General features: G+C 44.6%; 16 protein-coding genes. 7 read left to right on the forward strand and 9 right to left on the reverse strand.

Annotation, left to right across the window (positions count from 1 at the left end):
* Positions 1-550, forward strand: a 550-nt coding sequence (locus ABS362_RS16830) for an OmpA family protein (RefSeq protein WP_350413889.1), incomplete at its 5' end; no start/stop codon positions are given.
* A 275-nt stretch (positions 551-825) separates the two neighbouring features.
* Here the strand turns inward: ABS362_RS16830 and ABS362_RS16835 are convergent.
* Complete coding sequence (locus ABS362_RS16835; RefSeq protein ID WP_350413891.1) at positions 826-1488, reverse strand: NADPH-dependent FMN reductase; 663 nt, start codon at positions 1486-1488, stop codon at positions 826-828.
* A gap of 152 nt (positions 1489-1640) precedes the next feature.
* Positions 1641-1901, reverse strand: a complete 261-nt coding sequence (locus ABS362_RS16840; protein WP_350413893.1) for an alpha/beta hydrolase — start codon at positions 1899-1901, stop codon at positions 1641-1643.
* A gap of 282 nt (positions 1902-2183) precedes the next feature.
* Between ABS362_RS16840 and ABS362_RS16845 the strand changes: the two genes are divergently transcribed.
* The 6 genes from ABS362_RS16845 (at position 2184) to ABS362_RS16870 (ending at position 5696) form a co-directional block, all read left to right on the forward strand.
* A complete protein-coding gene (locus ABS362_RS16845; protein WP_350413894.1) occupies positions 2184-3119 on the forward strand; it encodes a ring-cleaving dioxygenase in 936 nt (311 codons plus the stop codon).
* A 116-nt stretch (positions 3120-3235) separates the two neighbouring features.
* A complete protein-coding gene (locus ABS362_RS16850; protein ID WP_350413896.1) occupies positions 3236-3892 on the forward strand; it encodes an alpha/beta hydrolase in 657 nt (218 codons plus the stop codon).
* Complete coding sequence (locus tag ABS362_RS16855; protein ID WP_350413898.1) at positions 3876-4172, forward strand: GNAT family N-acetyltransferase; 297 nt, start codon at positions 3876-3878, stop codon at positions 4170-4172. The genes ABS362_RS16850 and ABS362_RS16855 overlap by 17 nt, the downstream gene beginning before the upstream one ends.
* Before the next feature lie 23 nt (positions 4173-4195).
* Positions 4196-5155 carry an adenylate/guanylate cyclase domain-containing protein gene (locus ABS362_RS16860; RefSeq protein WP_350413899.1) on the forward strand — a complete coding sequence of 320 codons (960 nt, stop codon included), beginning with the start codon at positions 4196-4198 and terminating at the stop codon, positions 5153-5155.
* A 3-nt stretch (positions 5156-5158) separates the two neighbouring features.
* Positions 5159-5515 (forward strand): cupin domain-containing protein, encoded by a 357-nt coding sequence (locus ABS362_RS16865; RefSeq protein ID WP_350413901.1) that lies wholly within the window; start codon positions 5159-5161, stop codon positions 5513-5515.
* A 103-nt stretch (positions 5516-5618) separates the two neighbouring features.
* Positions 5619-5696: a hypothetical protein gene (locus tag ABS362_RS16870; protein ID WP_350413978.1), complete on the forward strand. Its 78-nt coding sequence runs from the start codon at positions 5619-5621 to the stop codon at positions 5694-5696.
* A gap of 628 nt (positions 5697-6324) precedes the next feature.
* Here ABS362_RS16870 and ABS362_RS16875 read toward each other — a convergent pair.
* From ABS362_RS16875 to ABS362_RS16905, 7 genes are read right to left on the reverse strand one after another with little or no spacing between them, the layout of a single operon-like run.
* Positions 6325-7395, reverse strand: a complete 1071-nt coding sequence (locus ABS362_RS16875; protein WP_350413903.1) for a hypothetical protein — start codon at positions 7393-7395, stop codon at positions 6325-6327.
* Positions 7395-9032, reverse strand: coding sequence for an NAD(P)-binding protein (locus ABS362_RS16880; protein WP_350413905.1), 1638 nt, complete (start codon positions 9030-9032; stop codon positions 7395-7397). The genes ABS362_RS16875 and ABS362_RS16880 overlap by 1 nt, the downstream gene beginning before the upstream one ends.
* A gap of 56 nt (positions 9033-9088) precedes the next feature.
* Positions 9089-10600, reverse strand: coding sequence for a polyamine aminopropyltransferase (locus tag ABS362_RS16885; RefSeq protein WP_350413907.1), 1512 nt, complete (start codon positions 10598-10600; stop codon positions 9089-9091).
* Between the two features lie 16 nt (positions 10601-10616).
* Positions 10617-10835 carry a DUF350 domain-containing protein gene (locus ABS362_RS16890; protein WP_350413909.1) on the reverse strand — a complete coding sequence of 73 codons (219 nt, stop codon included), beginning with the start codon at positions 10833-10835 and terminating at the stop codon, positions 10617-10619.
* Positions 10836-10840: 5 nt separating this feature from the next.
* Complete coding sequence (locus ABS362_RS16895; protein ID WP_350413911.1) at positions 10841-11023, reverse strand: hypothetical protein; 183 nt, start codon at positions 11021-11023, stop codon at positions 10841-10843.
* A gap of 9 nt (positions 11024-11032) precedes the next feature.
* Positions 11033-12340, reverse strand: coding sequence for a DUF4178 domain-containing protein (locus ABS362_RS16900; protein WP_350413913.1), 1308 nt, complete (start codon positions 12338-12340; stop codon positions 11033-11035).
* On the reverse strand, positions 12327-12809 hold the full coding sequence (locus tag ABS362_RS16905) for a DUF4178 domain-containing protein (RefSeq protein ID WP_350413914.1): 483 nt from the start codon (positions 12807-12809) through the stop codon (positions 12327-12329). The genes ABS362_RS16900 and ABS362_RS16905 overlap by 14 nt, the downstream gene beginning before the upstream one ends.
* Positions 12810-12950: the final 141 nt, after the last annotated feature.

The following is a 12950-nucleotide window of genomic DNA, read 5'->3' on the forward strand; positions in this document are numbered from 1 at the left end:
TGAAGCAGGTACGCCGGTGAAAGCAGACCCTGTGATGAACGTGGCAGGTACCTACAATGCCTACTATAAAAAAGTAGATGAGCGCCAGATGTGGATCTCCGCTTCGAATGAGCAGGACTATTTCTATACTGCCTACATCCTGGAGAAAGTACAGCCAGAAAAAGAGGTATTTGCAGCGGTTGAAGAAGAGAGTATAGTTGTAGAAGAAACTATAGCTCCTGAACCAGTAGTTAAAACCAAAGCCGCACTACCTGCGCTTAAGTTATTCTATGCCTTCAATAGTATCTACCTGAACCTGGAAGAAGTATCAGCTTTAGCAAGATTCCTGAACAAGCAGCCCGAAGGCACTGAACTTGTGGTAAAAGGCTATTCAGATGGATTTGGTACCGCCGAGGCAAAAGACTACGTTAGCCGCAACCGCGCTTTGCAGGTCAAGAACCATATCGAAAAGTATTTCAGCAAGAAAAAGTTTGTAGTAACACTGGAGAACGAAGTACGCGACGAAAAAGGTAAAGACAACCGCAAAACGGAACTATACCTGATGCAATAGCAGGTACAGAACTATAAATTAAAAAGGCTCTTCCGGATAGGGAGAGCCTTTTGTTTTTCAGAAATAGACTATAGTTTGATTTAGTTTACATTACAGGCTTTTCTTTACCCATGGTATTTTATAAGTATGGCTTACTGCTTACGGGAGCTTTGTAAAGTCAGGAAATTCAATCTCCACCTTGGAGACAAGCATATCTTTCTGTTTGGTTCCTGTGCTCATAATCAATAGCTGTATGATTAATCAGGTTTTGTAATACATAAGCAATTTGGCTTAGCTTACTCTACCCGCTCCGTTTCTTTGGCAGGTTTCTCGCCCAGGAACTCTACCCACGCCTTTTTGATGCACGGATAATGTTTGGATGCTTCCACCAGGTTCATAAAGGCAACAAGGTTATCTTCAAACCGCTTGGCCAGCGTTGTATCTTTCAGGGTGCCGTCTTCATTAAAAGCTTCGTGGGCCGTAGCCAACGAGAACATATCCGGGTAAACCCTAGTGCCCAGGTGCTCAAAAGGCACGCGCAAGGCCCAAAGCCCCCGGTTACCGCCGGCCATAGACGGGGACGCTGACATGAGCAGCGCATGGTGCTGGTGGAATGGCTGCGGACGAAAGCGGGATGTCCAGTCTATTACATTTTTCAGATAGCCGGGCATAGAACCATTGTACTCCGGCGACGAGATAATAAAAGCATCGTTTTCCAATATCTTTTTTCGCAGCGCTTCAGCCCCATCCGGGTGAAAATTGTCTACTTCCAGGTCTTGGTTAAATGTAGGGCAGTCAAACTCGGCCATGTCGGCAAAGTCTACAGTGCCGCCATGATTCTCAATAATCTTGGCGGCCAGTTTTGCGAGTTTTGTGTTAAGTGAACCCTTTCGCAGCGATGCCGAAAAGACCAAAAAGCTTGTCTGGCCTCTACCCGTATTTTTTAGTTGCTCTTCCATCAGAAAATCTTTAGAGTATACTGTTAATCAAAACTATAATATGCGTTACGCAGAACCACCGCTTGATGTCAAACTATAGAAAAGGAAATCAGCTTAAATCTGTCAGGAAGAAGAGGATTATCTGCAATGAGAGAGAGGAACAGAAAAGCTGCTTATGCCTGTAGCCAGTTTATCATACTTGAGATTACCTGACTGTTTATCTGGTGACCTATATTCTGTTCGTTGTAGGTAAGATGCACTTCTAAATTCAAAAGATATTCTTTTGCTTCGCGGGCATAGTGTACAGGCAATGTATTATCCTGTGTGCCATGTGAAATGTATACTTTTAGTTGCTGCAAAGGGGCATTTTGTTGCACCAGGGGCCTGATTTCCTGTAGTATTCTTCCGCTAAATGCCAGTATGCCTGTTACCAAGCCTGTAATAGTAGGTGTTGAGTTTAATAGTATAGTAGTAGGCTCTTATGGCCAGAGAAAACCGGTTTTACTATAGATGGCATAATAAGCCGCAAAACTTTGGCCTGATATGGAACGCTGTTACTGAAGCGGGCAGTATGGTGGTAAGCGATGAGATAAAATAAAATTGCATGCCGAAGTTCAGCTTGTGAATAAAAATTGCCTGATCGTTCTTTAAACCATTAAAAATTAACCTATGCCGTATACCTGTACATCAGGAAATGGCTGAAAAAAAGTAGAAACATGGAAAACAGAATAGCAGGTTTGCACCATATCACAGCGATTGCGGGTATGGCCAAACAAAATCTTGATTTTTATACCAACGTGTTGGGTTTACGTCTGCTCAAAAAGACTGTGAACTTTGACGACCCGGGCACTTATCACTTCTACTTCGGGGATGAAAAAGGTAGTGCAGGAACTATCCTGACCTTCTTTCCGCATGAGGGAGCACGAAGGGGTAGTGCCGGAACAGGTATGGCCACAAACATTGCTTATGCCGTGCTCGAAGGCAGTTTTGATTTCTGGATAGACCGGTTTGAAAAGCACAACGTGATCTATAACAAACCCTCTGAAAAGTTTGGAGAAAAATACCTCACTTTCCTGGACCCGGATGGCCTGAAACTGGAACTGGTGATACCGAAGAACGGCGACAACCGAAAGCCCTGGGAAACAGACGAAGTGAAGGCGGCTGTGGCAACCAAAGGTTTTCATGGGGTAACACTCACGCTACAGAACAAAGAGAAAACGGCTAAGATTCTGACCGATATTTTTGGCTATAGTTTGCAGGAGCAAAGCGGAAACAGATATCGTTATATCACCGACGCCGTGGACACAGCCAACATCATAGACCTGGTAGAGCTGCCAAACGAACCGCGCGGGATCGGCGGAGCTGGCACTAATCATCATATTGCCTTCCGTGTAAAAAACGATGATGTGCTGATGTATTTCCACGACAAGATCGCGGGGCTTGGCTATAACATCACGAACAAGATAGACCGGAATTATTTTCACTCGCTATACTTCCGTGAACCGGGTGGCGTGCTGTTTGAGATTGCAACCGACAACCCGGGTTTTGGTATTGACGAGCCCTGGGATAAACTGGGTTCTGGATTATTGCTTCCGCCACAGTACGAGTCCCGCAGAGCGGAGATTGAAGCTGTACTTCCGAAAGTGGATTAAAACTATAGTTTAGAAAGTTTGTGGGATTATCAAGGCCCACGGCTTTTATGGAATAACGGAGAAGTCGTAATTCTGAAGTAAACGGTGTCATCCATACTTTATAAGCACAGAACAGAATGTATACACATAATAAGGATTTCAAAACCAAAGGTAAGCCCTTGTCGGAAACAGGAAAGGCACTTATACTGGTGCATGGCCGTGGCGCTACCGCACCAAGTATACTGGACCTGGCAAACTACCTGCCTGTGCAGGACTTTACCTTGTTTGCACCTCAGGCTACGAATAACAGTTGGTATCCCTATAGTTTCATGGCCCCGGAAGCGCAGAACCAACCTGCCCTGGATTCTGCCCTGAAGCAACTGGATGAGTTGGTAAAAAGTATTTTAGAGCAAGGCTTAAAAAGCGAAGATCTATACTTTGTAGGCTTCTCACAGGGAGCTTGTCTTATCTCAGAATATGCTGCACGAAATGCCCAAAAGTATGGCGGCCTGCTGATCTTTACTGGTGGACTGATCGGGGAGAAAGTCGATACGAACAGGTATAAGGGAGACTTTGCAGGTACACCTGTACTCATAACTACCGGCGACCCTGACCCCCACGTGCCCGTAAGCAGAATTGAAGAGACTGTAGAAGTGATGGATAAACTGGGAGCAATTGTTACCAAAAAGATATACCCTGGCCGACCTCATACCATTCTGCAGGAAGAACTGGACCTGGCAAGTCAACTTATAAAATTATCAAACAATGATTTAAGCAATGGAGATAGAGGTTAAAGATAATTCGGCACAGCACAGGTTTGAGACAACTATAGAAGGTCAGACAGCTTTTATTGACTATAAATTGCGGCCAGGCGTGATGACAGTGCTGCATACCGAGGTGCCAAAAGTGCTGGAAGGCCGTGGTATAGCGGGCACCATTACCAAATATGTGCTGGATTACATCGCAACTAATAATCTGCAACTGGTTCCGATCTGCCCTTATATGCGGTCTTACCTTAAAAATCACCCGGAGTATCATTACCTTGTGAAAAAAGAAGACATTAAAACGATATGATTTTTATGTAACTATAAACGCTGATGACCCACTTGGTAAATTTTAAGGGCGAGAAAGTGGTACCGGTAGAAGAGGGCCAGACGATACTTCAGGCATCGCTGGCAGCAGGTATACCGCATTATCACGCCTGTGGTGGGAAAGGACAGTGTACCACTTGCCGGGTACTTGTGCTGGAAGGAGAGGGGAATCTTACACCGGCCACCAGCTGCGAAAGAACTGTTAAAAATGTAAAAAAATTTCCGGATAACGTACGCCTTGCCTGCCAGACCCGGGTGAATGGAGAAGGGGTTCAGGTTCAACGCCTGGTCAGGGACGAGACGGACCGCTATATTTTTATTGACGGAAAAGAAGAAGGTAATACCATAGGAGAAATAGGAGAACGCCGGAAACTGGCACTTTTCTTTATCGATGTCAGAAACTTCACACCATTCGTAGAGGCGAATTTGCCTTTCGATGTAATCCACATCATGCGTAGGATCTTTACGCTTTTCAAAAATGCGATAGCACAGTACAACGGCGAAATTATAGATACAGCCGGCGACGGGCTTTATGCAGTGTTCGGGCTGAACAGTAAAATAAAGCAAGCTACCGATTCGGCGGTGCTGGCCGGTTTCAAGATACTATCTGACCTCAGGATTTTTAATAACACCTACATGCGGCCATACTTTAGCCATACCTTTGAGGTTGGCATCGGTCTGCATGTAGGTAAAGTTATAGTTGGTAACGTGGGAATCGGGCTGAGTCAGAACCTGACGGTTATGGGCTTTCCTGTAAATATCGCGGCACGGCTGCAGGCCGCCACCAAAGAGCTGAATAACAGTTTCGTGATCTCCGAGGCAGCTTACCGGCTACTTAAAAATCCACCTTATTCGCTTGCCTGTGACTACCTCAACCTGAAAGGCGTCAGCACACCTTACGAAGTAAAACTGATCGGTAAGCCTTATGAAGTAAAACAGGTGAACCCGGATATTAAGGCAACTTAGCCCATGCAGGAAAAACGGCTTTACAAAGGGCTTTACGGCACCACCATAGAATTTGCCAAAGGGCTTATTCATGTGTACCATTTCGGGGAGATCGGGAGACAGTGCCAGGGCCAGGTAAAACTGCATGCGCATAATAATTTTCTGCAGATATTTTTGATGCAGGAAGGCCAGACTGAGTTTCATTATGCTACGGAAAAGTTAACAATAGAAGCCCCTGCGTTTATAGTTGCTCCCAAAAACATAGAACATATTTTTCTGCATCTGGGCGACGTGAGCGGCTGGATCATTAATAACAGTAGAAGAATATGCCCGCGACATGTTCATCTCCACCGGGCACATGAGCCGGATCTGCAGAAGTAAAGCCGGCAAATTGCCTAAAGATATCCTCATAGATTAATTCATTACCAAAGCCCAACTGACCCTCCCGGATGTAGACAGCAACATCACAGATATAGGGTACACACTGGGCTTTGACGATCCCGCCTATTTTGCCCGGCTTTTCAAAAAAAACGGCGAAAACCCACAGGAATTCCGTAAATAGATCGGCGTAAAACCCACTTAAACTCATCATGTCCGATTTGTTTAGGTAATAGCGCAATTGTTCTACTCCCGGGGTTGCTGTACGAATACATTTGTAATACTTAGTGAGTGGTTACTTTCTATAGTAAGTAAATACTCATTACAAGGTGATACTAGTACATATAATTGCATGAAAGACATTCAGATAGAGCGCATTGAGTCGATCATACTAAACCTGCCTGCCATCCGTCCGCACCACTTATCGATGGCGGTGATGCACAGGTAAACGGTTATGGGCCCAGTGTGTAGTTTTTTGGATTTTTGATGTAAAAAATGATGCGGATAGGCTAGCTCATAGCTGTAAAGGTTACTGAAATTAGCCTTGCAGCCAGCCGAAAGCAAGATGACAGAGTCTGTACACCTTTTAAGCTAGTGAGTTACGCCTGATTAGGTGAGTCAGTCAAAAGTGACGCACCTAATCGCGCTCCTTATTCTCAGGAAAAGGTGAATGATCCGGTGAGGACCTAAATGTAAAAAGCCTGCAAACATTGAATCTGCAGGCTTTTTGCTGATTTTAGTATGATAATTTGTAGTCCAAAGGAAGGAATTGTCGAACTTTTTCCACAGGGATTTAGCTGCCATCGAAAGATTTACTTCTCTCTGGAGACCTTCCAAATGAAACCATCCAGGATATAATGGGTAAGCTGCGGCAGAGCCAACAGAGGTACCAATACTGTTAAAATCAGCTCATCGTTAACCAAAGGTAGTGACGCAAAAATCGCGAAAACACTTTCGTGATCACGCCATACCAAAGCATCCCAAAAGCCTTCTTCTATATAAGCAAGTATAAAAACCAAGCCCAGGAAAAATAAGATGCCAGCAGTCCCAAAACTGATCCGTTCCATAAAACTGGTAGTGTTTACCTTACTTTTTTTATACTTGCGTTTTCCAAATATCCAGACCAAGGCCAGGTAAGGGATGCCATGCGATAGTACATTAAAAGTGGTAAAAATAAGGTCGCCGTTATAATGTATGATGCCCAGATACCACGAAAGAAGCGTCCCAATTACAACTAGGTTACGTGGCAGGTTCAGGTACTTTTTGCGCCAGATAATATGGATCTCTTTTAGCAGGTAGGCAAGTATAATTAACAAGTATAAACCAGTTAATACAGGTAGTAAGTTTGGCTGTGGCACAAAGTAGAAATCTCCATCCAGAAACCAGTTAAAGCGACGGTTAGCTTCCAGATGCCAGTATACTATCGGAAAGATGGTGGCAGTATAAATGGTAACCGTATCAATCTGCCTTTCAAGCCTAGTTCTGGTTTCAGTGCGGGCATAGAGCTGTAAAAAGCCATACTGTTGGCGCACGAAATGAAACACAGCCAGGTAAGCCAGCATCCGCCAGAATAAACCAGCCCCTACCGAATATAACATCATACTTCCGGCTAAGGCCAGTAACGGTACCCACACCAGCAACTGGCCGTTCTGCTGCAGCATTTTCTTATCAAAATAAGTCCTGAAAAGCGTGCTCCACACATGCCCTACATCTATCAGCAGGATCAGCACTACCCAGGCAGCTACAGGTATGTCATTATCTTTTTGCTGAAAGAAACCCGGGAATAAAATGATGGCCAGTAAGCACAGAAAAGGTGGAGACAGGATAAAAAGCCCATCTATAACTGCCGACTGTAACCATGGTTGTTTATACTGCTGTTGCATTAGGCGACTGTAATGTTTAACACGTGCTGTGCCGCAGATATTCCCTGGTAAAATGCCTCTTCAAAAACAGAAATACCGCTAAGGTCTGAGTGCGCAAAGTATAGTTTGTCAGCATAAGGAGTAGCAGAGGTATTTTTTTCTTCTCCCCAGATAAAACCCGGAACCGGACAAATCATGCCATGCCCCCATACCCATGTGTCCAGGGCTTCTACCTGCTCACGTATAGTTGGGTGTGCTTTCTCAAGTTCATGCAAAACAAATTCCTGCCAATAATCATAGCCACTACTATAAGCTTTGCCGCGGGCAACAGCCGGCTTATCATCAGCCAGAGGGTAGTAGAATGTTATGGTTTTGCGTTCAGGAAATAAGGCAACCTGTTGGTGATTGGCATACACATACCCCAACGACTTGCTTCCATAAATCACATTGTCCCAGCACAAGCCAAAGCCTTTGCCCTGCGGTACGTCTTTTAAAGTAATATTTGCTACAAGCCAGGGCACATAGTTAAACCGCTCATACTTTCTCTGTGCTGAAATGGCAGGTATATTGTTCAGTAACCGCTGGTTTACAAACTGTGGCGTAGCCATGATACATTTTTCTGCCAGTAAGCGCTTATACTTTTGTGTACGCAGGTCCATAAAATCTACAGCAATCTTACCATTAACTTCCGTTACATTGTAAACCATGGCATTAGTGCGGATGCTGTCTGCACAGGTTTCGCGTAAACATTGTACCAGCCAGTTATTTCCTTCGGGCCAGGTAAGTACGCGGTGCGGTTCCGAGTTGGCTGCTTCCGCTTTACGGGATGCAAAATAATGGATGCCCGCCCAGGCTGATGTATTCTCCAGGGAAGAACCAAAGTCATCACGACAGCAATAATCAACATACCAGTGCAGGTATTCTGATGTCAGTTCATGCTGCAGCAGCCACTCCAGCATGGTCAGTTTATCCAGGTCACGGTATTGGGTATCGGCAGAAGAATTAGCCAACGGTATATCAAAAGCATACTTCCTATCACTCCCTTTCGCATCCTTCAATTCATCCATCAGCTCCTGGAAACGGCTGATCTGCTGTTGGTCTTTTTGGGGTACTCCCCATCTTGGTACTAGTCCTTCCTGCCAGTAATTATTGATGTAAAGCCTTTCTTCCGGATCGAAGCACAGGTAGTATTCGTTATAGACAGGCAGCTTTGCTTCGTTGTAGCCTGTGATGACCTTACATTCGTGCAGGAAATCTAAAAGGGCGGTAAAAGAATTATTTGGAAGTGGCAGGTAATGTGCTCCCCATGGGTAAGATGTTTGTTCGTTTTTACCTGCTGCAGCATTGCCACCAGTTTCCTGTTCCAGTTCGAGCAGTAAAATTTCTTTATCCGAGTTCTGTTTAAGCCAACGGGCAGCAGCTAACCCAGATACTCCGCCACCAACTATAACTACATCCGTTTCTTCAACCTGAGTAGGTATAATACTAATGCCTTTGCGAAGCAGGTGGCCTGCTTTAAAGGATGGGCCTAATAGCTTGCCAGTAATTGCTTTTTTTGAACTTGTAGTACAACTTGCTATACTTCCGCCAGTAGCAGCCAGCCCACCCAACGCAGTTATACTTTTAAAAATGAAATTTCTTCTTCCCGGCTTTTTCATACGTGTCTCGCTAACTTCATCCTAAAGCTGAAACAGAGTAATAGTTTTAGTATAGATCAATTCACAAGTTGCGCCCACTCTTCTTCAAAATAATGCACAAGTACCTGGTTGTTTAACTTGTTAACTTCCGTTTGCCTACTTGGCATATCTTTCGGGAAAACAACCATCTGCGCAAAGGTTTTGCCATCTAAAAATCTGAGGTCATTTGAATAGTTGGTATTTAACTTCCAGTTCGGGCTGCGCTGTGCCATTACAAAACCCCAGTCGCCAAATGAGGGCACATGTGCATGATATGGCAAGGTGTTAAATCCGCAGCTCTGTAAAGTGTTTACCACACACCAGTAAGAATTTGGGGCTACAAATGGTGAAGTCGCCTGAATTACAACAATACCATCCGGTGCTAACGAAGCATTTAACAGGTTATAAAACACATTAGAGTATAGTTTACCGATGGCATAGTTCGATGGATCGGGAAAGTCGATGATTACAAAGTCATACTGCTGTGTGTTAGTGCGAAGCCACTGGAAAGCATCAGCATTTATCACTTCCACCTTATCAGAAGCCAGGGATTTACCATTTAAAGACGCCAGCGATGCATGAGAGCGGAATATTTCTGTAACAATAGGATCAAGGTCAACCAGTGTAATTTTCTTTACGTCCGGGTAACGCAGTACCTCGCGCACAGCAAGCCCATCTCCGCCACCTAGTACCAGCACATTCTTAGGATTTGATATAGAATTGAGACCCGGATGCACCAGTGCTTCGTGGTATCGGTACTCGTCCGCGCTACTAAACTGTAGGTTACCGTTCAGAAAAAGCTTCGTTTCACGATCGTTTTTGGTAAGCACCACGCGCTGGTATGGCGATTGTGCCGAGTAAACGATCTTATCAGTATACGCCATGCTTTCTGTAAAACTCATGATGCGGTCGCTAAGTATAAAACCGGCGACTAACACAACTATAGCTAAAATGCAGGTTGTTTTAAGATACCCGATCCAACGAATTTCCTTGTTAAAGAAAAAACACAGCAACAGTGCCACACCGGCGTTCATCAACCCAAAGAGGTATGAAGTGCGCAACAGGCCCAGGTAGGGCACCAGCAACAACGGGAAAACCACCGAGGCTAGCAAAGCTCCAATGTAATCGAAAGTAAAGATCTTGGATACCAGGTCCTTGAACTCGTACCTGTCTTCAAGGATGCGCATGATCAGCGGAATCTCCAGCCCAACCAGTATGCCCGTAGTCGAAACGAGCATGTATAGTATGATCCTAAAAGATACTACATGGTTGAAAAGCAGGAATAGGATAGTGGAGCTCAGGCCGCCAATTACAGCCACCAGAACTTCTATCTGGATGAACCAGGCAATCAGATTACGGTTAAAGAACTTTGAGAAGTAACTGCCAATTCCCATCGAAAACAGGTACACACCGATAATGGTGGAGAATTGTGTAACTGAATCGCCGAGCAGGTAACTTGCTAAAGTACCGGCTACCAGTTCGTACACGAGCCCACACGTAGCCACCACAAACACGGAAAACAACAACAGGGCTCTTACACTAATGCGCATAAGCTAAAAAAATAAATTAACCTTGAATCGCGGAAGCTATGATAATGGCAATAGCAATAATAAAAGCCCCGAAAATAATGGCCAGTGCCTTGTTCTGTTTCTCCAGTATCTCTTTCCAAAGATTATCCGGAGTAGCTATTTCAACAATCCAGAAAGTGATGACAAGAATGAGTATACCTATCAGCGAGTATACCAGCGACGCAATAATGTACTTTAAGTTTAGTAGAGGTTCCATATAGTTTATTTATGATAATATCTGCTGCCGCGGTACCCGCTGCTTGTTCCTGTTCTACCTTCGTTTGGGTCAAACTCTTCTTTATCATCCCCGAGTATGCGCGTACCTGTAGCATTTACATACACAAAGTAGGAGAGCACCAACACCAGGTAAGCAATAAAGACTTTGTAAATAGATAGCTTTTTCATAAGCAGTTGCTAAGAATCGTAAGGGGAGTAATTACTGTTCATCCACCGCGACTTTTCGAAAGACTGATTTCTGAACCATTGCACTGCAGGCGCTGCAGCTATAAATAAAAGCAATATCCAGAGATTGGACCAGAGTGGCACATCCCGTCTTACCCAAAGCCTGAATTGATCCACTTTACTGAGTGCGCCCCGGTAAGGCTGAACTATAAGTGTATATTCCCCATCCTGCATTGCCGAAAGGGTGACACTATTTTTCTGGCTGCCTTCCGTCCAGTATTCGCCGCCTTCGTAGCCACTATAGTATTCAGTGCCTACTTCAAAGTCATAAGCTTTATTTGTTTTAATGTTGATAAGCGTAACCCCTAGTTCAAACCATTCGTCATCCACAGGAGCATATAGTTCCAGTTCCAGGTTACTGCTTCCGGTAAGTGAGCTTAGTGTAAAGGTAGGCCCGGGTAAAGCAGTCAGTGTCACTTCGCCATATTGCTCCGGGGCAATCGGCACACTGAAACTCTGGTCAGTTAGCACTTGCGGGCGAATGAAAATTAAAAACAGAATCTGCAACAGGAAGAGCACCCCGACAGCTGCTCCACCTGCTGCCATCACTTTTTTGTAAGAGAAAGCCGTTGCGAATGGCTCTGCAGCACCCACGCCAATACGCTCCGGCATATATTCCGCTACTCCAAATGCTTCCTGAATTTCTTCAGGGGTTACATATTCGCCTTGCATCCAGCAAATCTCATCTTGGCTTTTCTCAAGCGTAAGCATATAAGGAGGCGCAACAAATTCGGTATAGTGACTTCTGTTGTCCAGTAACCTCCATGGGAATTCACCTGCAGCATAGACCACCTGGCTGCTATATTTATGAAAAAGTTTATAATCTTTTTCCTGGTAAGTTAATGAATGGGTATTATTCCTGGTAAGGGATATATCGGCCACAAATCGAAAGTAGGTCCAATGCCCATCATACTCAGACAGGAATGCATAGCCATGTATAGGGCTGAACAGCACATATTCACGCCACTGGTACGGTGCGGTAGTTTCCTGGTAAACTATGAATCCAGTTACAGCATATCTAATTTCCTTGAATAAACTTTTGGTGCCTAAAGGGATAGTAGGCACCCTTACCTGGCTTTTCTGATCTTTTACCCTGCTCCATCTGTTGCCCTGACGTGCCAGCAAAGAGTCACAGTGCAGGCAGCCAACATTAACCGCCTGGGCATGCGTTACCAGCCTTACGGTATTATTACAGTGAGCACAGTTTAAAAGGGCAGTTGCAGGCACCTTCCCCTTCTCTGTTAAATCAAATCCACTCATGGTGCTCGCGCAGGTTTTGCAGTTGGAGATCTTCTAAATGTTGGTACTGGCCAACAAAAGCCTGAATATTATTTTTATTATAGATGTTAAGAATAGCCATACCGAATGTGTCAGGCTTAAGCAGTTCAATCGTAATGAACCCTTGTTGAAAGGAGTTGCTCTCAGGCACTTCTCCTTCTATATAAGTCTCAGTTTCTTCATCCAGCAGTTCAACCTGAAAGTCAATAGCAGCAATTGATAATTTATCTCCCGGCTTGGAGCCAGCTATTTTATCGGTACTTCTTCGAGGCACTTCTTTTAAAAAACTATAGTTACCAGCCCAGTCTCCAAGCCACATTGCTTCGTTATTCCCGGTAATTACATACCAATGGTTACGGTATCCTTCTTTAAAAAAGTGCTGGATACGACCAATAACTTCGAACGATATACCTTGATACTGGCCGGTTGTGCCTATGCGTATAAGGCTCATTTCTTCCTGCACTAAAGGGGCATTGACTTCCGTAGTAGCACGCCGGCTTATTGTTTGGCAGCGGGAGCAAACCAACGCGGTAGATGCTTCTGTTCTAAAAATTAACTTGTTCCCGCAGGTTTGGCAGGAAAAGGGCACATT

Source organism: Pontibacter populi (assembly GCF_040278685.1).
In the GTDB taxonomy this organism is placed as follows: Bacteria; Bacteroidota; Bacteroidia; order Cytophagales; family Hymenobacteraceae; genus Pontibacter; species Pontibacter populi.